This window comes from Streptomyces endophytica (assembly GCF_026153355.1).
In the GTDB taxonomy this organism is placed as follows: Bacteria; Actinomycetota; Actinomycetes; order Streptomycetales; family Streptomycetaceae; genus Streptomyces; species Streptomyces endophytica.
Map to the genome: position 1 here is coordinate 1,954,592 of NZ_CP110636.1, position 21,484 is coordinate 1,976,075.

The following is a 21,484-nucleotide window of genomic DNA, read 5'->3' on the forward strand; positions in this document are numbered from 1 at the left end:
CAATTGTCTTGGCTCATTGAGCCTGCAACGGATGGGGAGGCAGGAACGACGGTGGCGGAACGGAGCACGGCTGCCGTCGACGTGGCCGACACGAGCGGCGAAGAGCCGCTGACCGCCAAGGCGGGCGAGGTCACGGACGACGGTGCTAAGGCCGAGAAGGTATCCAGCAGGGACGAGGACGCGGCACGCACCGACGAAACGCGTGCGGCGGACGAGGCCCAGCCACCGGATCTGCACAGCGGCCACAAGCTCGCCAGACGCTACCGCCTCGAAGAGTGCGTCACCCGTCTGGACGGATTCAGCAGCTGGCGTGCGGTCGACGAAAAGCTGCGCCGCGCCGTCGGCGTACACATCCTGCCCGCCGACCATCCGAGGGCCCGGCCGGTGCTCTCCGCGGCCCGTTCCTCGGCGCTGCTCGGCGACCCCCGCTTCGTCCAGGTCCTGGACGCCGTCGAGGAGAACGACCTCGTCTACGTCGTCCACGAGTGGCTTCCGGACGCCACCGAACTGACCACCCACCTCGCCAACGGCCCCCTGGAGCCACACGAGGCGTACCAGCTCGTCAGCCAGGTCTCCCAGGCCATGGCCGCCGCACACCGCGAGGGCCTGGCCCACCTCCGGATCACCCCCAGCTCGGTGTTGCGGACCGAATCCGGGCAGTACCGCATCCGCGGCCTGGCCGTCATGGCCGCGCTCCGCGGCATCACCTGCGAGCACCCGCAGCGCACGGACACCGAGGCGATCGGCGCACTGCTGTACGCCGCGCTCACCCAGCGCTGGCCGTACGAGAACGACGCGCACGGCCTGACCGGGCTGCCGAAGGGCGTCGGGCTGATCGCGCCCGACCAGGTGCGCGCCGGTGTCCACCGCGGCCTCTCCGAGCTCGCCATGCGCGCGCTGATCAACGACGGCGCCACTGCCTCCCGCCAGGAGCAGCCGTGCACCACGCCGGAGGAGCTGTCCAAGGCGGTCGCGGCGATGCCCCGCATCCGGCCCCCGGAGACCGCGTTCAGCACGCCCCCGCCGTACCAGCGCACGGGGTACCAGCAGGGCAGCTACCGGCAGGCGGCGTCCCACAACGCCCCGGCCGGCCGCCCGACGCAGGCGATCGCCACTCCGCCGCCCCCGCTCCAGAGCCGTACCGGCCGGGCCCTGAAGTGGTCCGTCTCCGCGCTGCTCATCGCGGCGCTGGGCCTGGGCAGCTGGCAGCTCGCGGACACCCTGCTGAAGCGCGAGAAGGACCAGGACGATCCGGGGAACTCGCAGCCGCAGGGTGGCACCGAGAAGAAGAAGCCGTCGGCTCCGCTGGCGATCCAGAGTGCCACGGAGTTCTCTCCGCTGGCCTCTGCGTTCTCCGGAAACGAGGCGTCGAACGCGACGGACGGCAAGCCCTCGACGGCGTGGGTGACCGGCCGTTTCCAGGGCTGGCCGAACTTCGGGAACCTGCCGGCCCGCAAGGACGGCAGCGGCATCGTCATAGACCTCGGAAGCGCCAAGGACGTCTCCGGTGTAGAGGTCAGCATGTACCGTCCGGGCCAGACCGCTGAGGTTCTGGCAGCGGCGCCGTCCGCATCGAGCCCGGCAGCGCTCAGTGACTTCTCGCGGCGGCTCTCCAAGCCGACGAAGGCCGGTGAGAAGCTGACGGTGAAGCTGGACAAGGCCGTCAAGACGCGTTACGTGCTGATCCACATCACCGAGCTGCCGAGCGACGGCGACGACTGGTTCCGCGGCGGGATCTCCGAGATCAAGGTGACGGGCTGAGCGGTAGCGGGCGAGCGGCTGAAACGGGTCGCTCGCCCGCTGATCAACGCCCCTCGGCACATTTACTTTCCCCACCCGGCGGGCTTCAATGGGACCGAGATCAGGCAGCTACGGCCGGGGGGCCCGTGTCCACCGACAGCGACGAGGCTTCGACACCAACCGACGCCGATCTCCTTGCGCTGCACGTGAAGGGCGACCCCGATGCGTTCGGGGAGATCGTCCGGCGTCATCGCGACCGGCTCTGGGCGGTGGCACTGCGCACTCTCGGTGATCGTGAGGAAGCCGCGGACGCCGTACAGGACGCCCTGGTCTCCGCCTACCGCGCGGCCCACACCTTCCGCGGACAGTCCGCGGTGACGACCTGGCTGCACCGCATCACGGTCAACGCCTGCCTGGACCGGGCCCGCAAGGCCGCTTCCCGGCGCACCGCGCCGGTTGCCGACACTGAGCGGCTGGAGCAGCTCCTCGAACCCGAGGAGTCCGCCGCGGTCCCCGCCGAGCGCCAAGACCTGCACCGCGAGCTGCTCCGCGCCCTGCGCACTCTTCCCGAGGAACAGCGCGCCGCCCTGGTCCTCGTCGACATGCAGGGATACCCCGTCGCCGAGGCAGCCGCGATCCTCGACATCCCGACCGGAACGGTGAAGAGCCGCTGCGCACGCGGCCGTGCCCGCCTCCTCCCTTGGTCACCCATCTGCGGGCTGACGGCGGGGGTAGCAACCCGGCGAGCCGGGGAAGGAACCGGGCGCAGGGGACATCCGTCCCACCGACGGCAGGACCGAAGGACACAGGTGCCGTGAAGGGCGGAGGTGGGCGAGCGTGACGTCGACGACCGGCACGGGTGAGCACCCGGAGGTCTCCGAGATCTCCGACCTCACGGACGGACTGCTCTCCCCCTCGCGCAGCGCGGAACTGCGCGCCCACCTCGCCGGCTGTGCCCTGTGCGAGGACGTCTACGACTCCCTGGAAGAGATCCGGGGGATGCTCGGCAGGCTCCCCGGGCCGATGCGCATGCCGACTGATGTCGCCGGGCGTATCGATGCCGCCCTCGCAGCCGAGGCACTTCTCAATGCCACCGTTCCGGGCTCCGCCGCGCATGTTTCACGTGAAACAGCGACCAGCGAAACGGTGACCCGTACCACGGCGGCGCGTGAAACGACCGCCCGTCCCGCTCCTGTTTCACGTGAAACCGAGCCCGAGGCACCTGTCCGGGGCGCGCCGATCACCCGCCCCGCCGGACGTCCCACTGGTTCCTCCGGACCGGGCCGGCAGACACGCGGCGGCCGGGCCTCCCGGGCACGGCGCTGGCCGCGAGTGCTGCTCGGCACCGCAGCGGCCGCAGCCGTCTTCAGCGTCGGCGGCCTGCTCCTGCAGAACGCCGCCACGGAGGGTACGCAGGCCGGACCTCCCCGGCCCACGGCGACCACCGAGAAAGGCTCGGGCGGTGCGACCGGCCTGACCGCCGCCAATCTCGGCTCCCACGTCCACGCCCTACTGGCGACCAAGGGCTCGCACAAATCGCCGGACATCGGTGCCCGCAGCTCTCCCGAGAGCCCGTTGCGGGGCAGTACCGACACCATTCCGTCCTGCGTCCGCCTCGGCATCGGCCGCCCGGAGGCCCCGCTCGCGTCCAGCCACACCCGCTACCAGGGCAAGGACGCCTTCCTGGTCGTCCTGCCGGACCCGGCGGATGCCAAGCGCGTCTCGGCGTATGTGGTCTCGTCCTCCTGTGTCTCGGCTACGCCACCGGCCCCCGGAAAGGTCCTGCTGTCGCACTCGTACCCGCGAGACTGAACGACGAGTAGTGCGCTGTGACACTCCGGGAATGCATGCCCCGTAGGATCCGTTGGGTGGGGTGAGAGTTCCGAGAGCCCCAGCAAGCAGTCGGCAGAGACAAGGAAGACACCCGTGAGCGACGTCCGCAACGTGATCATCATCGGCTCCGGGCCCGCGGGCTACACCGCAGCGCTCTACACCGCCCGCGCGTCCCTGAAGCCGCTGGTCTTCGAAGGTGCCGTCACCGCCGGAGGCGCGCTGATGAACACCACCGACGTGGAGAACTTCCCCGGTTTCCGCGACGGCATCATGGGGCCGGACCTGATGGACAACATGCGCGCCCAGGCCGAGCGCTTCGGCGCCGAGCTGGTGCCCGACGACATCGTCTCGGTCGACCTCAGCGAGGACATCAAGACCGTCACCGACACCGCCGGCAATGTGCACCGCGCGAAGGCAGTCATCGTCAGCACCGGCTCGCAGCACCGCAAGCTCGGTCTGCCCCGTGAGGACGAGCTCTCCGGTCGTGGCGTGTCCTGGTGCGCCACCTGCGACGGGTTCTTCTTCAAGGACCAGGACATCGCCGTCATCGGCGGCGGCGACACCGCGATGGAGGAGGCCACCTTCCTCTCGCGGTTCGCCAAGTCGGTCACGGTCGTCCACCGCCGCGACACCCTTCGGGCCAGCAAGGCGATGCAGGAGCGTGCCTTCGCCGACCCGAAGATCAAGTTCGTCTGGGACAGCGAGGTCGCCGAGATCCACGGCGAGAACAAGCTCTCCGGCCTGACCCTGCGCAACCTCAAGAGCGGCGAGACCTCGGAGCTTCCCGTCACCGGCCTCTTCATCGCGATCGGCCACGATCCGCGCACCGAGCTCTTCAAGGGCCAGCTGAACCTCGACGACGAGGGCTACCTCAAGGTCGACGCGCCCAGCACCCGCACCAACCTGACGGGCGTCTTCGCGGCCGGCGACGTGGTCGACCACACCTACCGCCAGGCGATCACCGCGGCCGGCACGGGCTGCTCCGCCGCTCTCGACGCTGAGCGGTACCTCGCTGCGCTGGCGGACGGCGAGTCGACCCCCGAGCCCGAGAAGACCCCGGCCGCCTGACCCGCGGCCCCAGCTTTCCCACCACCCACCCAATAAGGAGATTGCCATGGCCGGCGCCACGGTGACCGTCACGGACGCCAACTTCGAAGAGGTCGTCCTCAAGAGCGACAAGCCCGTCCTCGTGGACTTCTGGGCCACCTGGTGCGGCCCGTGCCGTCAGGTCGCCCCCTCCCTGGAGGCCATTGCCGCGGAGCACGACGAGATCGTCATCGCCAAGCTGAACACCGACGAGAACCCGGCGACCACCGCCAAGTACGGCGTCATGTCGATCCCGACGATGAACGTCTACAAGGACGGCGAGGTCGTGAAGACCATCGTCGGCGCCAAGCCGAAGGCCGCGATCGAGCGCGACCTGGCGGACTACCTCGCCTGAGTCACCTCATCGTCTGTTTCACGTGAAACGGGCCCGTTCCTCACCGAGGACGGGCCCGTTCTCCGTTTCACGTGAAACAGAGCTCCGTTTCACGTGAAACATCGTGCGCTACAGCGGCCGCAGGGCGGGCTCCTTCTGGACGGCGCCCAGCAGGCGGTCGAGTGCCATCTCCACATCTTCCTTCCACGAGATCGTGGTCCTCAGCTCAAGGCGCAGCCGCGGAAAGCGGGGATGAGGCCGTACGGTCTTGAAGCCCACCGCGAGGAGATGGTTGGCGGGCAGCACACAGGCCGGCTCGGTCCAGCGAGCATCGCCGAACGCCTCGATCGCCTTGAACCCTCGCTGAGTGAGGTCCTTCGCGACCGTCTGAACCATGACCCGGCCCAGCCCCTGGCCCTGATATCCGGGCGTCAGCCATGCGGTCAGCAGCTGCACCGCGTCCGGTGATACCGGGCTGGTCGGGAAGGCGATCGAGCGCGGCACGTAAGCCGGAGGGGCGTACATCACGAACCCCACCGGCACCTCGTCGACGTAGACAACCCGCCCGCAGGATCCCCATTCCAGCAGGACCGCCGAGATCCAGGCTTCCTTCTCCAGCTCGGGACGTCCCGCCTTTACCGCGGCCTCGCCGCTGACGGGGTCGAGCTCCCAGAAGACACAGGAGCGGCAGCGCTTGGGGAGATCCGGAAGGTTGTCCAGCGTGAGCGGTACGAGCCGACGGCCCATGGAACCAGGTCCTCACTTCTCTCGCCCGCCGCACCGCGCAGTGCCGTCAGCACGGCCGGCTCTCTGAGCAGACCACCAACGAAGCCTCCGACGGCTGCCAGGCCGAAGCCCGCTGCCAGCATTCCGGTGCGGCTCACCGATCGCATGGCCCTCTCCTCGATGTGAGGCGTCTCCACGTGGATGCGTGCCATACCCGAACGCATCGTATCCACCCTTTACGGGCACGGGTAGCGCGAGAGAGCAAAGGGCGGACCGTGTTCCGGTATGGACTCCGGAACACGGCCCGCCCGGGAGCCGTAGGCGTCAGCTCACTGCTCTTCGCCGGTCTCCTCATCGTTCTCCTCGGCCAGCGTCTGACCCAGGACGGGACCTTCACCTGGGGCGAGAGTGCCGAGGATGCGCTCCAGATCGTCTATCGAGGCGAACTCAACGACGATCTTTCCCTTCTTCTGGCCCAGGTCGACCTTCACCCGGGTTTCGAAGCGGTCGGAGAGCCGGGAGGCGAGTCCGGTGAGCGCGGGGGAGACCCGGGTGCCCGCACGGGGCCCCTTCGCCTTGCTCGGGCTCGCGGGGGTCGACCCCATGAGCGTCACGATCTCCTCGACCGAACGCACCGACAGCCCCTCGGCGACGATGCGGCGCGCGAGACGGTCCTGCTCCTCGGAGTCCTCCACGGAGAGCAGCGCCCGGGCATGACCCGCCGAGAGCACCCCGGCAGCCAGCCGCTTCTGCACGGACGGGGAGAGCTTCAGCAGACGCAGCGTGTTGGAGACCTGCGGACGCGAGCGCCCGATCCGGTCGGCCAGCTCGTCATGCGTGCACTGGAAGTCCTTGAGCAACTGGTCATAGGCGGCCGCCTCTTCCAGCGGGTTGAGCTGGGCCCGGTGCAGGTTCTCCAGCAGCGCGTCGAGGAGGAGCTTCTCGTCCTCCGTCGCCCGCACGATCGCCGGAATCTTCTCCAGCCCCGCCTCACGGCAGGCCCGCCAGCGGCGCTCCCCATGATGAGCTCGTACCGGCCGGGACCGGTCTGACGAACCACCACCGGCTGGAGCAGGCCCACCTCCTTGATGGAGGTGATCAGTTCGGCGAGCGCGTCCTCGTCGAAGACCTCTCTCGGCTGGCGCGGGTTCGGGGTGATGGCATCGAGCGGCACCTCGGCGAAGTGCGCACCCGCCACCTCCGATACCCCGTCCGCCGACGGCTCCACCGCTGCCGGCGCTTCCGTTTCACGTGAAACACCGTGCGTCGGAAGCGAGGTCACCTTGGCGGCGGCCACCCCTCGCTCCGGCGCCAGGACCGGTACGGACGAGGGTGATGTCGCTCCCTGCCCCACCGCGGGCCCGGCATGGTCCGTGCTCTGCGGTGCCGCGGGGATCAGCGCCCCGAGCCCACGGCCCAGGCCTCTACGTCGTTCGCTCACTGAGTCCCCTCCGAGATGCTGTGCTGTCCTTCATAGGTGACGCTGAGGCCCTGGCCCCCGGTCTGCGGGGCCCCACGCAGCGCGATCTCCCGGGCCGCTTCGAGATACGAAAGCGAACCACTGGATCCGGGATCATAGGTGAGCACTGTCTGCCCATAGCTGGGTGCCTCGGAGATCCGCACGGAGCGGGGGATGCTGGTACGGAGCACCTCGTGACCGAAGTGGTTACGGACCTCGTCGGCGACCTGGGAGGCCAGCCGGGTGCGTCCGTCGTACATGGTCAGCAGAATCGTCGAGACATGGAGCTGCGGGTTGAGATGACCCCGCACCAGGTCGACGTTCCGCAGCAGCTGCCCCAGTCCCTCCAGTGCGTAGTACTCGCACTGAATCGGAATCAGCACCTCGGCCCCCGCGACCAACGCATTGACCGTCAGCAGGCCCAGCGAGGGCGGGCAGTCGATGAAGATGTAGTCCAGCGGCTGCTCATACGCCTTGATGGCCCGGTCCAGCCGGCTTTCCCGGGCCACCAGCGAGACCAGCTCGATCTCGGCGCCGGCCAGATCGATCGTGGCGGGCGCACAGAACAGCCCCTCCACATCCACGACCGGCTGCACCACATCGGAGAGCGGCTTGCTGTCCACCAGCACGTCATAGATGGACGGCACTTCGGCGTGATGGTCGATCCCCAGCGCCGTCGACGCATTGCCCTGGGGGTCGAGGTCGATGACCAGAACCCGTGCCCCGTGCAGGGCCAGGGAGGCCGCCAGGTTCACGGTGGTCGTGGTCTTACCGACCCCGCCCTTCTGGTTGGCAACGACCATGACCCGGGTCTGTTCGGGCCGGGGAAGCCCCTCGCCCGCGCGGCCGAGTGCCTCTACCGCCAGCTGAGCTGCACGACCGATCGGGGTGTCGTCCATCGGGGGCGGCGTTTCACGTGAAACGTCGTCCCCGAACGACTCGCTACGGGGACCGGGGACCGGATCGGTCATCGGTCCCGCGATGTTGGCGTCGGACCGCAAGGATTCACTCTCCTCGACATCAGGCTCGCAATGTTCAGAGCCTGCCATGCTTTCGGCGTCGTGAACCAGTGAGGTCCGTTCTCCTGTGGACAAACCCACGTCTGTGGATACTTCCGTTACCCGTGTGGGTCTACGGTCGCGCGGCGCGGCAGCCGCACGACCACGGCCGATGATCCCTTGCAGCAGAGAGCGACGTTTCACGTGAAACACGATGCCAGCGTCGCGTCTGAATAAGCCGCGACACTCCGTCTTGTGCCGTTTTGATGGGGTTTATGGAAATACCGCTTCCCCTATTTCGCGGAACGGGGATTCCCTCTGCCCACGCCGGTCTCCACGGCTCCGGCTGATGCCTCAGCGCCGGCGCCCCCTCGTCGGACGACTGGCTCGCGCCGCCTTCGCCCGCTTCGCCGCGAAGCGCACACCGCCGGGGCTCTCGCCCACCTCGACCCGTACCACCGTCGTCGGCGGATCCACGATGCCCTCGCCGACCTGCACCACCGAGGTGTCGACCACACCGAGCTTGCTCAGCGCGGCCCGGGCACCCTTGAGCTCCTCCTCCGCGGCATCGCCCTTGAGGGCCAGCATCGCGCCGTACGGACGCAGCAGCGGAACGCCCCAGCCGGCCAGCCGGTCCAGCGGAGCCACCGCCCGCGCGGTCACCACATGCACCTGCGGCAGCTTGCCCATGACCTCTTCGGCCCGTCCCCGCACGACCGTCACATGGTCGAGGCCGAGCAACTCGACGACTTCCTGGAGGAAATTCGTCCGCCGCAGCAGTGGCTCCAGCAACGTGATCTTCAGGTCCGGCCGCACCAGAGCCAGCGGGATGCCGGGCAGCCCGGCCCCCGAGCCCACGTCACAGACCGAGACGCCCTCGGGCACGACCTCGGAGAGCACCGCGCAGTTCAGCAGATGCCGCTCCCACAGCCGCGGCACCTCGCGCGGCCCGATCAGCCCTCGCGTCACCCCTGCGTCGGCGAGCAGTTCGCCGTAGCGCACGGCCTCCGGAAAGCGCTCACCGAATACCTCCTGTGCCGCCTTCGGCGCAGGAGGGAGCTCCGCTGCTGCCTCCGTCACGGGAACCGCCCTTCCTCTGGACTGTTTTTCCTGCCGGGAACCTGGGTCACGCACCCGGAATAACACAGAACGCTGACAACTTTTGGCCCCGCCTGCGAGCAGACGGGGCCAAAGAAAAAACGGAAGCGCTGAGCGGTCAGGCCGGGAGGACAACCACTCGGCGCTGCGGCTCCTCACCCTCGGACTCGCTCCGCAGCCCGGCCGCCGCCACCGCGTCGTGCACGACCTTGCGCTCGAACGGCGTCATCGGGTCCAGCTTCACCGGCTCACCGGTACCACGGGCTTCCTCGGCCGCCTTCGCACCGATCGCCGTGAGCTGCTCGCGCTTGCGCGCCCGGAAGCCGGCGATGTCCAGCATCAGACGGCTGCGGTCACCGGTCTCCCGGTGCACGGCCAGCCGGGTCAGTTCCTGCAGCGCCTCCAGCACCTCACCGTCGCGTCCCACCAGCTTCTGCAGGTCGCGGCTGGTCGAGTCGCTGATGATCGACACAGCGGCGCGGTCGGCCTCGACGTCCATGTCGATGTCACCGTCGAGGTCGGCGATGTCCAGCAGACCCTCGAGGTAGTCGGCCGCGATCTCGCCTTCCTGCTCCAGGCGGGTCAGGGTGTCGGTGCCCTCGGTGGCAGGGGTCGTGTCCGTCACGAAAGGACTCCTTCTTACTTCTTCGACGGGTGCTTGGGGCGCTGCTGGCCCTTGCGCTGGCCGGACTTCGCGGAGCGGGACCCGGACGAGCCGCTCTGCGCGGTGCCGTCCTGCGCGGACTTCTTCTCCAGCGACTGCTTCTTCGCTCCGCCCTGGCCGGAGCCCGCCGAGTCGTCCGCCGTGCCCGCCGAGCCGGCCCGCGTACGGTTCTGCGTCCGGGCCTGGGCACCGCCGGCCGGCGTCGCGCCGGTCTGCCGCTTGGACTTCGTCTGACGCTTGGGCTGCTGGCGGTTCTGGCGCGCTTCCTCGACGGCCTTCTTCGCCGCGACCTCGGCCGGGCTCTCGACCAGCTTGCCCTGGGCCCGCAGCCGCTCCTGGCGCTCGGCGAACGCCTTGCTGCCCGGGGTCGGGTTACGACGGATGACGAACATCTGCTGGCCCATGGTCCACACGTTGGTGGTCAGCCAGTAGACGAGGACACCGACGGGGAAGTTGATGCCGAAGACGGCGAACATGATCGGGAAGACGTACATCAGCATCTTCTGCTGCTGCATGAACGGCGTCTTCACCGTGAGGTCGACGTTCTTGGTCATCAGCTGGCGCTGCGTGTAGAACTGCGACGCCGACATCAGGACGATCATGATGACCGTGACCACGCGGACGTTGGTGACCGAGGCACCGAGGCTCTCGATCTTCGCCGCGCTGTCCATGAACTTCGCGGCCAGCGGGGCGCCGAAGATGTGTGCCTTCTGCGCGCTCTGCAGCAGCGTCTGGTCGATGAAACCGACCGTCTTGCCGTTCGCGATGTGGCTGAGGACCTGGTACAGCGAGATGAAGAACGGCGACTGGGCCAGAATCGGGAGACAGCTCGAGAGCGGGTTGGTGCCCGTCTCCTTGTAGAGCTTCATCATCTCTTCGGACTGGCGCTGCTTGTCGCTCTTGTAGCGCTCCTGGATCGCCTTCATCTTCGGCTGGAGCGCCTGCATGTTCCGCGTCGACTTGATCTGCTTCACGAAGAGCGGGATCAGGCAGATACGGATCAGCACCACCAGCGAGACGATGGACAGACCCCACGCCGCACCACTGTTCGGATCAAAGACCAGGCTGTAGAACGAGTGGAACTGGACGATGATCCAGGAAACGGCGTAATAGAGAGGATTCAGGATCGTGTCCACGAATCAGGCTCCTTGGGCGTTGGGCTGAGTCTCGGGCTGGGCGGCGGGTTCATGGACGGCAGTCCCGCCCAGACGGCTCCTCAGCCGCTGGTGCCAGACCGGACGCTTCCGGGGAGGGACGTGGTCGACGCCACCGAGCGACCACGGATTGCAGCGCAGGATGCGCCAGGCTGTCAGCGCAGTCCCTTTCACCGCGCCGTGCCGGTCGATGGCCGTATAGCCATAGTGCGAGCACGACGGGTAGTACTTGCAGACCGGCCCCAGCAGGGGGCTGATGGTCCACTGGTAGATCTTGATCAAAAGCAGCAGCGGGTACTTCACTGTGCGCTCCCTCCCGGGCCCCGGCCGGGGTTCCGGGGGTCCGCGGCACAACCACTGCCGGTCGCGGCCCCCGCGGGGTTGGAGCCTCTCGGCGACCCTCCCAGCAGCCGCTCCAGGGCGGCGTCCAGGTCGCGGGCCAGCTCGTCGTGGTCCGCGGTGCCCGCGCCGGGCAGGGCCCGTACGACAACCAGGCTACCGGCGGGAAGCCGGTCCAGCCGGTCACGCAGGAGATGCCGAAGGCGCCGCTTGACCTTGTTGCGGACGACCGCGATGCCAACGGCCTTGCTCACGACGAAACCCGCACGCGTCGGGGAACACTTTCCCCCGCTGCGTGCGGGTCCGTTGAACCGCTACGACAATGCACGACAAGGAGCGGGCGCCCGGCCCTGCGTCCCCGGCGTACCGCGGTCGCGAAGTCCTCGCGCCGCCTCAGCCGATTTTCGGTAGGCAGCACGTCATGGACCTAGGTCGGGCTGCTCAGGCCGACAGGCGGGCGCGACCCTTGCTGCGGCGCGTCGCGAGAATCGCGCGGCCGGCACGGGTCCGCATGCGCAGACGGAAGCCGTGGGTCTTCGCGCGGCGGCGGTTGTTCGGCTGGAAGGTGCGCTTGCTCACTCGGGGGCTCCAGGAATGCTTGTTGTCTCAAGGTGAGACAGATGTGGGGCGTCGTTGGCTGTCACCGTGCGCCCACGAGTAGCTCGCAACGCCTAAGTGCACCGCTACACGATCACCAGAGCGCGATCTTTGCCCATCGGAGGCAGGCGGCAGCAGCCATCGACAACTCGACCTGGTCACGGTACGCGCGGCTACGCCATCCGGTCAAACCGGCTCCATGGGAGCCCGCACGGCACGTCGTCAGGACACACTATGCACAGCCTGTGGACAACGACTTGAATCACCAGGCCCGCCCTGACTACCTTGGCTGAACTCCGATTCCTTCCCGCCCGTCCTGAGAATCACACATTCGTGGGACTGTGAGAGAGCGTGCCCTGTGGCTGATGTACCTGCCGATCTTGCCGCAGTGTGGCCGCGCGTGCTCGATCATCTTCTTCGTGCGGAGGCCGACGGCCTCAAGCCGAAGGACCAGGACTGGCTCAAGCGCACCCAGCCGCTGGCGCTGGTGGCCGACACCGCGCTGCTCGCCGTGCCCAACGAATTCGCCAAGGGCGTGCTCGAAGGCCGGCTGGCGCCGCTGATCGGGGAGGCCCTCAGCCATGAGTGCGGCCGCCCGATCCGGATCGCTATCACCGTCGACGACTCCTCCGAGGAGCCGCCGGCGCCGTCCGCGCCCGTGCAGCACCAGTCGCCCCAGCAGCCGCAGCACCATCAGCAGCACCCGGCGCCGCAGCAGCACGAGACGTATGACTACGAGCCCCGGCACGACAGCCGGCAGGGCTACGGGCACCAGGGCGACGACCTGCCCGGCGTCCGCCCCGCCTACCCGGACTACCAGCAGCCGCGGCACGAACCCGGCGCCTGGCCCCAGCACATCGCCCCCGGCGGCCCCGGCCCGCGCGAGGACTACGGCTGGCAGCAGCAGCACCTGGGCGGCTTCCCCGAGCGCGAGACGTCCGCGGAGCAGTGGCGCGAGCCGTACCCGTCGGCGCCCCACGTACCGCAGCACCAGCAGGCGCAGCCGGACTACCGCGGCCAGGACCGCGGCGTCCCCCCGGGGCACTCCGACGGCGCGCGCTCCCCGTACGACGCGCAGCGCCGCGACCTCCCCGAGCACCAGCCCGGTGGCCACAACGGCCGCTCCGGCCCCGGTGCCGCGCTGCCGGCGCCCAGCGGCGCCCCGGGCCCGCTCGCCGCGCAGCCCGCGCCGGCCACCGGCCCGGGTGAGCCCACCGCCCGGCTGAACCCGAAGTACCTCTTCGACACCTTCGTCATCGGTGCCTCGAACCGCTTCGCGCACGCCGCCGCGGTCGCCGTCGCCGAGGCCCCGGCCAAGGCGTACAACCCGCTGTTCATCTACGGGGAGTCGGGTCTGGGCAAGACCCACCTGCTGCACGCGATCGGGCACTACGCCCGCAGCCTCTACCCCGGCACCCGGGTGCGGTACGTGAGCTCGGAGGAGTTCACCAACGAGTTCATCAACTCCATCCGCGACGGCAAGGCGGACGCGTTCCGCAAGCGCTATCGGGACATGGACATCCTGCTGGTCGACGACATCCAGTTCCTGGCGAGCAAGGAGTCGACGCAGGAGGAGTTCTTCCACACCTTCAACACGCTGCACAACGCCAACAAGCAGATCGTGCTCTCCAGTGACCGGCCGCCCAAGCAGCTGGTCACCCTGGAGGACCGGCTGCGCAACCGCTTCGAGTGGGGCCTGATCACCGACGTCCAGCCGCCCGAGCTGGAGACCCGGATCGCGATCCTCCGCAAGAAGGCGGTGCAGGAGCAGCTGAACGCCCCGCCGGAGGTGCTGGAGTTCATCGCGTCCCGGATCTCGCGCAACATCCGCGAGCTGGAGGGCGCCCTGATCCGGGTCACCGCGTTCGCCTCGCTCAACCGGCAGCCGGTGGACCTGGGGCTCACCGAGATCGTGCTGAAGGACCTGATCCCGGCGGCGAGGACGCCGCTCCGGAGATCACCGCCACCGCGATCATGGCCTCGACCGCCGACTACTTCGGCCTGACCATCGACGACCTCTGCGGCTCGTCCCGCAGCCGGGTCCTGGTCACCGCCCGGCAGATCGCCATGTACCTGTGCCGCGAGCTGACGGATCTCTCGCTGCCGAAGATCGGCGCGCAGTTCGGCGGCCGGGACCACACGACCGTGATGCACGCCGACCGCAAGATCCGCGCGCTGATGGCCGAGCGGCGGTCGATCTACAACCAGGTCACCGAGCTGACCAACCGCATCAAGAACGGCTGAGGGCGCGGCCGACGCGCCGCCTCGGACCGACCGCGCCCAGGGCGCCCGGGACCCGCTCCCGGGCGCCCTTCGCCGTTCCGGGGCCGCCCCGGGGCGGTGTACGACGCGCCGCGCCGCCGTCCCCGGGCTGTGGAGCGCCGCCGGCCGTGTTCGATTCCGCGCCTGGTCACGGCCTCTCTCCACAGATTGGGCAAGAATCTTCCGTCCACACCCTGGGGAGAGGAAAGTTATCCCTGTGGGATCCACAGCCGGGCCCTCCGAGGGGAGATCGGAGGAGGTCAGCCGGGTGTGGATTTGTGGCCAACCGCTCTCCACAGGGTGTGGACAGAGATTTCGTCCACAGGGCAGTGGATCTTTTGTCCACCGCCCGCCCACAGGTGAGCCGCCGTTGTCCCCAGCAATCCCGAGCTTCTCCACACCCCTGTCCACTGTTCGGCAACGCAACACCCCCTCTCACCGGGCTGAGTGAAAGCGGTCACACCAAGGTGATGGGTTGGGCTGTGGGGAACGTGGGTAAAGCTGGGGATGGCACTGGGGAGAACTGCCCGTCTCCTGTGCATCGGGTGTGCAGAACTTTCCGCAGTCCACAGCACAGGCCGCTTATCCACGGCCCCCGCCCACAGCCTCGGTGGACAAAAAACCGACGTTGACCTGCGCAGACGCAGTTGTCCACGGTTTCCACAGGGCCTACTACTACGACCACGGATATCTACCGGGGAACTCGTTCGGAAACGGGGCCTGTGCACAACTCGGCGGCCCGGCGTCCGACGTCGCCCGAGTCGACTTGACCCCGAGCCGCACCGACTGTCGGTGGCGTGCGTCAGACTGGTCTCCGGCCACTGAGCCGACGACGAAGGCCAGCAGGGCGTAAGCCAGCAACAGCAGGAGGCGGTTTCCGGTGAAGATCCGGGTGGAGCGCGATGTACTCGCGGAGGCAGTGGCCTGGGCGGCCAAGAGCCTCCCGGCCCGTCCGCCGGTGCCCGTCCTCGCGGGCCTGCTGCTGAAGGCCGAGGACGGCGCACTGAGCCTCTCCGGCTTCGACTACGAGGTCTCGGCGCGCGTCTCGGTGGAGGCCGAGGTCGAAGAGGAGGGCACGGTCCTCGTCTCCGGCCGGCTGCTCGCCGACATCTGCCGCGCCCTCCCCAACCGCCCGGTGGAGATTTCCACCGACGGTGTACGGGTGACCGTGGTCTGTGGCTCCTCGCGGTTCACCCTCCACACCCTTCCTGTGGAGGAGTACCCGTCCCTGCCGGCGATGCCGACCGCGACCGGCACGGTCCCCGGCGAGGTCTTCGCCGCGGCCGCCGCCCAGGTCGCCATCGCGGCCGGCCGTGACGACACCCTCCCGGTGCTCACCGGCGTCCGCATCGAGATCGAGGGCGACACCGTCACCCTGGCCTCCACCGACCGCTACCGCTTCGCGGTCCGTGAGTTCCTGTGGAAGCCGGAGAGCCCGGACGCCTCCGCGGTCGCGCTGGTCCCGGCCAAGACCCTGCTGGACACCGCCAAGTCCCTGAGCAGCGGCGACACGGTCACGCTCGCGCTGTCCGGCTCCGGCCAGGGCGAGGGCCTGATCGGCTTCGAGGGCGCCGGGCGGCGCACGACCACCCGTCTGCTGGAAGGCGACCTCCCCAAGTACCGCACGCTCTTCCCGACCGAGTTCAATTCGGTCGCGGTGATCGAGACCGCTCCGTTCGTCGAGGCCGTCAAGCGCGTGGCGCTGGTCGCCGAGCGCAACACCCCGGTCCGGCTGAGCTTCGAGCAGGGCGTGCTGATCCTGGAGGCCGGCTCCAGCGACGATGCACAGGCTGTGGAGAGGGTCGACGCCGATCTGGACGGCGACGACATCTCGATCGCGTTCAACCCGGGCTTCCTGCTGGAGGGCCTGTCGGCGATCGACTCCCCCGTGGCGCAGCTGTCGTTCACGACGTCCACCAAGCCGGCGCTGCTGAGCGGTCGCCCCGCCAAGGACGCCGAGGCGGACGAGGCCTACAAGTACCTGATCATGCCCGTGCGGCTGTCGGGCTGACGGCCGGGAGCGCGAGGGTCGGCCCTCGCACGGCTGCAGCATGCCCGTGCGGCTGTCGGGCTGACGGCCGGGAGCGCGCCGCGGCGGGGCCCTTGCGGCGACCGGCTGAAGGGCCCTGATGAGCGGCTGAGCCCACAGGTGTGCGCGGACCTGCGGGCGTAGGCTCGGACTCGGGTACGAACAGCAACGACTACGTGCAAAGAGGGTCTCTGATGGAGCTCGGTCTCGTCGGTCTCGGCAAGATGGGCGGCAACATGCGCGAGCGCATCCGCCGCGCCGGCCACACCGTCGTCGGATACGACCGCAACCCGGACCTGGCGGATGTGAACAGCCTCCAGGAGCTTGTGGACAAGCTGAAGGGTCCGCGGGTGGTCTGGGTCATGGTGCCGGCCGGTGCCGCCACCCAGTCCACGATCGACGAGCTGGCCGAGCTGCTCTCGCCCGGCGACATCGTCGTGGACGGCGGCAACTCCCGCTGGACCGACGACGAGAAGCACGCCGAGGAGCTGAAGGCCAAGGGCATCGGCTTCGTCGACTGCGGCGTCTCCGGCGGCGTCTGGGGCCTGGAGAACGGCTACGCGCTGATGTACGGCGGCGACAAGGACGACGTCGCCAAGGTGCAGCCGATCTTCGACGCCCTCAAGCCCGAGGGCGAGTTCGGCTCGGTGCACGCCGGCAAGGTCGGCGCCGGCCACTTCGCGAAGATGGTCCACAACGGCATCGAGTACGCGATGATGCAGGCCTTCGCCGAGGGCTGGGAGCTGCTGGAGAAGGTCGACTCCGTCACGGACGTGCGCGAGGTCTTCCGCTCCTGGCAGGAGGGCACGGTCATCCGCTCCTGGCTGCTCGACCTGGCCGTCAACGCCCTCGACGACGACGAGCACCTGGAGAAGCTGCGCGGTTATGCACAGGACTCCGGCGAGGGCCGGTGGACTGTGGAAGCCGCCATCGACAACGCCGTGCCGCTGCCCGCGATCACGGCCTCGCTCTTCGCCCGCTTCGCGTCCCGCCAGGACGACTCGCCGCAGATGAAGATGATCGCCGCGCTGCGCAACCAGTTCGGCGGCCACGCGGTCGAGAGCAAGAAGTAACCACCAGCAGTACTGGCACCACCACGCAGCCGGGGGAGGTCGGCGCACCGCCATGCACGTGACGCATCTGTCGCTCGCCGACTTCCGCTCGTACGCCCGGGTCGAGGTCCCGCTCGATCCGGGCGTCACGGCGTTCGTGGGCCCCAACGGGCAGGGCAAGACCAACCTCGTCGAGGCGGTCGGCTATCTGGCCACGCTCGGCAGCCACCGGGTCTCCTCGGACGCGCCGCTGGTGCGGATGGGCGCCGAGCGGGCGGTCATCCGGGCCGCCGTCGCGCAGGGCGAGCGGCAGCAGCTGATCGAGCTGGAGCTGAATCCCGGCAAGGCCAATCGCGCCCGTATCAACAGGTCCTCGCAGGTCAGGCCGCGTGATGTGCTGGGCATCGTGCGGACGGTGCTGTTCGCGCCGGAGGATCTGGCGCTGATCAAGGGCGACCCCGGCGAGCGCCGGCGGTTCCTGGACGAGCTGATCACCGCGCGCTCGCCCCGGATGGCCGGGGTGCGCGCCGACTACGACCGCGTCCTCAAGCAGCGCAACACCCTGCTCAAGACCGCGGCGCTGGCCCGGCGGCACGGCGGACGGCAGATGGACCTCTCGACGCTCGACGTGTGGGACCAGCATCTGGCCCGGGCCGGCGCCGAACTGCTGGCGCAGCGCCTCGACCTGATCGCCGCGCTGCAGCCGCTCGCCGACAAGGCGTATGAGCAACTCGCCCCGGGCGGCGGTCCGTTGACGCTGGAGTACCGTCCCTCGGCGGGCGAGGCGATGGCCGGTGCGACGTCCCGCGAGGACCTGTACGGCGTGCTGCTGGCCGCGCTCGGCGAGGCCCGCAAGCAGGAGATCGAGCGCGGGGTGACGCTGGTCGGCCCGCACCGCGACGACCTGGTGCTGAAGCTCGGCCAGCTGCCGGCCAAGGGCTACGCCAGCCACGGCGAGTCCTGGTCGTACGCGCTGGCGCTGCGGCTGGCCTCGTACGACCTGCTGCGCGCCGAGGGCAACGAACCGGTGCTGGTCCTGGACGACGTCTTCGCCGAGCTGGACGCGCGGCGCCGGGAGCGGCTGGCGGAGCTGGTGGCCCCGGGCGAGCAGGTGCTGGTGACGGCGGCGGTCGACGACGATGTGCCCGGGGTGCTGGTCGGGGCGCGCTACGCGGTCTCCGACGGCGCCGTCGAGAAGGTGACCCCGTGAGCGAGCAGCAGTCCGACCGGCCCGAGCCCCCGGAGCTGTCCGGAGTGGACCTGGCCCGGCAGGCGCTGGTGGCTGCGAAGGAGCAGGCGCGGGCGCGGGGCGCGGCCGCGCAGCAGAAGAAGCAGGCCCGGCGCGGGGGCCTGCGCTCCGGCGCGCGGGCGGACGGCCGCGATCCGCTGCCGCTCGGGGCGGCGATCAACCGGCTGATCACGGAGCGCGGCTGGGAGACCCCGGCCGCGGTCGGCGGGGTGATGGGCCGCTGGCCGCAGCTGGTCGGCCCCGAGGTGGCGCAGCACTGCGAGCCGCAGCGCTACGACGAGGATGCCCGGGTGCTGACCGTGCAGTGCGATTCCACGGCGTGGGCGACCCAGCTGCGATTGCTGGCCCCCCAGCTGGTGGCCCGGCTCAACGAGGACCTGGGCCACGGCACGGTCAAGATGCTCAAGGTGCTGGGTCCGGGGGGTCCCGCCCGCCGGTACGGAGCGCTGCGCGCGCCCGGCAGCAAGGGGCCGGGCGACACCTACGGATAGGCCGTAGGACACGGGTGAACCACTGCGGCGGGTGAGACTCCGCTCACGGTAGCCGCCGGTTGACAGCCGGAAGCGCTGAGTGCCCGTTTGAGCGTCCTGGGGCCCCGTCTCGAATATGGGGAGTCGGCGGACGGCGGTTCAGGGCGGCACATGACGACTCAGGTGCCTGCAAACCCCCATGAGTGTCGGCGCCACCGGTACACTGGTAGCAATCCCGCCCACTCGCGGAATATGTCGAACGACGCAGCCGCTCCCGCCTGTTTTCCCGGGGTGACCCGCACAGGCGCGGAAGGGGCTTGTGCTGTGCCAGAAAGGGCGCTTCGTGGCCGACTCCGGCGACCTCAACGAGAACAACACGGCTTCTACTGAAGAGGGGGTTCCTGCCGGCGCCATGGGCGACTCCTCGGTGGAGACGTCGTACGACGCCAGCGCGATCACCGTCCTCGAAGGCCTGGACGCGGTCCGTAAGCGCCCTGGCATGTACATCGGCTCGACGGGCGAGCGCGGTCTGCACCACCTCGTGCAGGAGGTCGTCGACAACTCCGTCGACGAGGCGCTGGCCGGCCACGCCGACACCATCGACGTGACGATCCTGGCCGACGGCGGCGTGCGCGTCGTCGACAACGGCCGCGGTATCCCCGTCGGCATCGTGCCGTCCGAGAACAAGCCGGCCGTCGAGGTCGTGCTGACCGTCCTGCACGCCGGCGGCAAGTTCGGCGGCGGCGGGTACGCGGTCTCCGGTGGTCTGCACGGCGTGGGTGTGTCCGTGGTGAACGCCCTGTCGACCCGGGTCGCGGTCGAGATCCACACGGACGGTTACCGCTGGACCCAGGAGTACAAGCAGGGCGTGCCCACCGCCCCGCTGGCCCAGCACGAGGCGACCGACAAGCACGGCACCTCGGTCACGTTCTGGGCCGACGGCGAGATCTTCGAGACCACCACGTACAGCTTCGAGACGCTGTCCCGGCGCTTCCAGGAGATGGCGTTCCTCAACAAGGGGCTGACCATCTCGCTCAAGGACGAGCGCGCGGACCACGTGGACGAGGACGGCAAGCCGCTCTCGGTGCGGTACCACTACGAGGGCGGCATCGTCGACTTCGTGAAGTACCTCAACTCCCGCAAGGGCGAGCTGGTGCACCCGACGGTCGTCTCGGTGGAGGCCGAGGACAAGGAGCGGAACCTCTCCGTCGACCTCGCCATGCAGTGGAACACCCAGTACAGCGAGGGTGTCTACAGCTTCGCGAACATCATCCACACCCACGAGGGTGGCACCCACGAAGAGGGCTTCCGCGCGGCGCTGACCGGCCTGATCAACCGCTACGCGCGCGACAAGAAGCTGCTCCGCGAGAAGGACGACAACCTCACGGGCGAGGACATCCGCGAGGGTCTGACGGCGATCATCTCGGTCAAGCTCGCCGAGCCGCAGTTCGAGGGCCAGACGAAGACCAAGCTGGGCAACACCGAGGTCAAGACCTTCGTCCAGAAGGTGGTTCACGAGCACCTCAACGACTGGCTGGACCGCAACCCCAACGAGGCCGCGGACATCATCCGCAAGGGCATCCAGGCGGCGACCGCCCGGGTGGCCGCCCGTAAGGCGCGCGATCTGACCCGCCGTAAGGGCCTGCTGGAGACCGCGTCGCTGCCCGGAAAGCTGAGCGACTGCCAGTCCAACGACCCGACCAAGTGCGAGATCTTCATCGTCGAGGGTGACTCCGCCGGCGGCTCGGCCAAGTCCGGCCGGAACCCGGAGTACCAGGCGATCCTGCCGATCCGCGGCAAGATCCTCAACGTCGAGAAGGCCCGGGTCGACAAGATCCTGCAGAACAACGAGGTCCAGGCGCTGATCTCGGCCTTCGGCACGGGCGTGCACGAGGACTTCGACATCGAGAAGCTCCGGTACCACAAGATCATCTTGATGGCGGACGCCGACGTCGACGGCCAGCACATCAACACCCTGCTGCTGACCTTCCTGTTCCGCTTCATGCGCCCGCTGGTCGAGGCCGGTCACGTCTACCTCTCCCGCCCGCCGCTGTACAAGATCAAGTGGGGCCGGGACGACTTCGAGTACGCCTACTCCGACTCGGAGCGGGACGCGCTGGTCGAGCTCGGCAAGCAGAACGGCAAGCGGATCCGTGAGGACTCGATCCAGCGGTTCAAGGGTCTCGGCGAGATGAACGCCGAGGAGCTGCGGGTGACGACCATGGACATCGACCACCGTGTGCTCGGCCAGGTGTCGCTGGACGACGCGGCCCGCGCCGACGACCTGTTCTCGGTGCTCATGGGCGAGGACGTCGAGGCACGCCGCTCGTTCATCCAGCGCAACGCCAAGGACGTCCGCTTCCTCGACATCTGAGCCCTGTCGGCCCGAACAAC

General features: G+C 69.1%; 17 protein-coding genes and 4 pseudogenes. 12 read left to right on the forward strand and 9 right to left on the reverse strand.

Going from position 1 to position 21,484, the window contains the following annotated elements:
• Positions 1-51: 51 nt before the first annotated feature.
• From OJ254_RS08850 to trxA, 5 genes and pseudogenes are all read left to right on the forward strand, one after another.
• Positions 52-1,761: a protein kinase family protein gene (locus OJ254_RS08850; RefSeq protein ID WP_265361899.1), complete on the forward strand. Its 1,710-nt coding sequence runs from the start codon at positions 52-54 to the stop codon at positions 1,759-1,761.
• A 125-nt stretch (positions 1,762-1,886) separates the two neighbouring features.
• A pseudogene (sigM, locus tag OJ254_RS08855) lies at positions 1,887-2,581 on the forward strand (RNA polymerase sigma factor SigM).
• Positions 2,578-3,552, forward strand: a complete 975-nt coding sequence (locus tag OJ254_RS08860; protein ID WP_265361900.1) for an anti-sigma factor family protein — start codon at positions 2,578-2,580, stop codon at positions 3,550-3,552. The pseudogene sigM and the gene OJ254_RS08860 overlap by 4 nt, the downstream one beginning before the upstream one ends.
• Positions 3,553-3,666: 114 nt before the next feature.
• Positions 3,667-4,641 (forward strand): thioredoxin-disulfide reductase, encoded by a 975-nt coding sequence (gene trxB / locus OJ254_RS08865; RefSeq protein WP_265361901.1) that lies wholly within the window; start codon positions 3,667-3,669, stop codon positions 4,639-4,641.
• A gap of 46 nt (positions 4,642-4,687) precedes the next feature.
• Positions 4,688-5,014, forward strand: coding sequence for a thioredoxin (gene trxA, locus OJ254_RS08870; protein WP_030412271.1), 327 nt, complete (start codon positions 4,688-4,690; stop codon positions 5,012-5,014).
• A gap of 108 nt (positions 5,015-5,122) precedes the next feature.
• Here the strand turns inward: trxA and OJ254_RS08875 are convergent, their stop codons facing one another.
• The 9 genes and pseudogenes from OJ254_RS08875 to rpmH form a co-directional block, all read right to left on the reverse strand.
• Positions 5,123-5,740, reverse strand: coding sequence for a GNAT family N-acetyltransferase (locus OJ254_RS08875; RefSeq protein ID WP_265361902.1), 618 nt, complete (start codon positions 5,738-5,740; stop codon positions 5,123-5,125).
• Positions 5,741-6,048: 308 nt separating this feature from the next.
• A pseudogene (locus OJ254_RS08880) lies at positions 6,049-7,160 on the reverse strand (ParB/RepB/Spo0J family partition protein).
• A complete protein-coding gene (locus tag OJ254_RS08885; protein WP_279350177.1) occupies positions 7,157-8,227 on the reverse strand; it encodes an AAA family ATPase in 1,071 nt (356 codons plus the stop codon). The pseudogene OJ254_RS08880 and the gene OJ254_RS08885 overlap by 4 nt, the downstream one beginning before the upstream one ends.
• Before the next feature lie 303 nt (positions 8,228-8,530).
• The gene (gene rsmG, locus OJ254_RS08890; protein ID WP_201805639.1) at positions 8,531-9,256 is read right to left on the reverse strand and encodes a 16S rRNA (guanine(527)-N(7))-methyltransferase RsmG; all 726 of its coding nucleotides are present in this window, start codon (positions 9,254-9,256) and stop codon (positions 8,531-8,533) included.
• A gap of 136 nt (positions 9,257-9,392) precedes the next feature.
• The gene (locus OJ254_RS08895; protein ID WP_261956698.1) at positions 9,393-9,899 is read right to left on the reverse strand and encodes a Jag family protein; all 507 of its coding nucleotides are present in this window, start codon (positions 9,897-9,899) and stop codon (positions 9,393-9,395) included.
• A gap of 14 nt (positions 9,900-9,913) precedes the next feature.
• Positions 9,914-11,074 carry a membrane protein insertase YidC gene (yidC, locus tag OJ254_RS08900; RefSeq protein WP_265361903.1) on the reverse strand — a complete coding sequence of 387 codons (1,161 nt, stop codon included), beginning with the start codon at positions 11,072-11,074 and terminating at the stop codon, positions 9,914-9,916.
• A 3-nt stretch (positions 11,075-11,077) separates the two neighbouring features.
• The gene (gene yidD, locus OJ254_RS08905; RefSeq protein WP_030412278.1) at positions 11,078-11,395 is read right to left on the reverse strand and encodes a membrane protein insertion efficiency factor YidD; all 318 of its coding nucleotides are present in this window, start codon (positions 11,393-11,395) and stop codon (positions 11,078-11,080) included.
• An 86-nt stretch (positions 11,396-11,481) separates the two neighbouring features.
• Positions 11,482-11,849: pseudogene (gene rnpA, locus OJ254_RS08910) on the reverse strand (ribonuclease P protein component); the annotation flags it as partial.
• Between the two features lie 23 nt (positions 11,850-11,872).
• Positions 11,873-12,010: a 50S ribosomal protein L34 gene (rpmH, locus tag OJ254_RS08915; RefSeq protein ID WP_003975051.1), complete on the reverse strand. Its 138-nt coding sequence runs from the start codon at positions 12,008-12,010 to the stop codon at positions 11,873-11,875.
• A 376-nt stretch (positions 12,011-12,386) separates the two neighbouring features.
• Here rpmH and dnaA point away from each other — a divergent pair.
• The 7 genes and pseudogenes from dnaA to gyrB all read left to right on the forward strand — a co-directional run.
• Positions 12,387-13,907, forward strand: a pseudogene (gene dnaA / locus OJ254_RS08920) (chromosomal replication initiator protein DnaA); the annotation flags it as partial.
• Between the two features lie 95 nt (positions 13,908-14,002).
• Positions 14,003-14,272 (forward strand): helix-turn-helix domain-containing protein, encoded by a 270-nt coding sequence (locus OJ254_RS31525; RefSeq protein WP_423835869.1) that lies wholly within the window; start codon positions 14,003-14,005, stop codon positions 14,270-14,272.
• Between the two features lie 898 nt (positions 14,273-15,170).
• Positions 15,171-16,301 carry a DNA polymerase III subunit beta gene (dnaN, locus tag OJ254_RS08925; protein ID WP_261956702.1) on the forward strand — a complete coding sequence of 377 codons (1,131 nt, stop codon included), beginning with the start codon at positions 15,171-15,173 and terminating at the stop codon, positions 16,299-16,301.
• A 212-nt stretch (positions 16,302-16,513) separates the two neighbouring features.
• Positions 16,514-17,392, forward strand: coding sequence for a phosphogluconate dehydrogenase (NAD(+)-dependent, decarboxylating) (gene gnd, locus OJ254_RS08930; RefSeq protein WP_261956703.1), 879 nt, complete (start codon positions 16,514-16,516; stop codon positions 17,390-17,392).
• Positions 17,393-17,444: 52 nt separating this feature from the next.
• Positions 17,445-18,581 (forward strand): DNA replication/repair protein RecF, encoded by a 1,137-nt coding sequence (recF, locus tag OJ254_RS08935; protein WP_265361904.1) that lies wholly within the window; start codon positions 17,445-17,447, stop codon positions 18,579-18,581.
• Positions 18,578-19,111 carry a DciA family protein gene (locus OJ254_RS08940; protein WP_261956705.1) on the forward strand — a complete coding sequence of 178 codons (534 nt, stop codon included), beginning with the start codon at positions 18,578-18,580 and terminating at the stop codon, positions 19,109-19,111. Before recF ends, OJ254_RS08940 begins: the two co-directional genes overlap by 4 nt.
• 298 nt (positions 19,112-19,409) lie before the next feature.
• Positions 19,410-21,464: a DNA topoisomerase (ATP-hydrolyzing) subunit B gene (gene gyrB / locus OJ254_RS08945; RefSeq protein WP_279350192.1), complete on the forward strand. Its 2,055-nt coding sequence runs from the start codon at positions 19,410-19,412 to the stop codon at positions 21,462-21,464.
• Positions 21,465-21,484 lie beyond the last annotated feature (20 nt).

What these genes read in the sequence shown, in the direction of transcription:
- trxA (WP_030412271.1), top strand. Translation starts at nt 4,688, where the DNA reads ATGGCCGGCGCCACGGTGACCGTCACGGACGCCAACTTCGAAGAGGTC.
- OJ254_RS08875 (WP_265361902.1), bottom strand. Translation starts at nt 5,740, where the DNA reads ATGGGCCGTCGGCTCGTACCGCTCACGCTGGACAACCTTCCGGATCTC.
- OJ254_RS08885 (WP_279350177.1), bottom strand. Translation starts at nt 8,227, where the DNA reads ATGGCAGGCTCTGAACATTGCGAGCCTGATGTCGAGGAGAGTGAATCC.
- OJ254_RS31525 (WP_423835869.1), top strand. Translation starts at nt 14,003, where the DNA reads ATGGCCTCGACCGCCGACTACTTCGGCCTGACCATCGACGACCTCTGC.
- gnd (WP_261956703.1), top strand. Translation starts at nt 16,514, where the DNA reads ATGGAGCTCGGTCTCGTCGGTCTCGGCAAGATGGGCGGCAACATGCGC.
- recF (WP_265361904.1), top strand. Translation starts at nt 17,445, where the DNA reads ATGCACGTGACGCATCTGTCGCTCGCCGACTTCCGCTCGTACGCCCGG.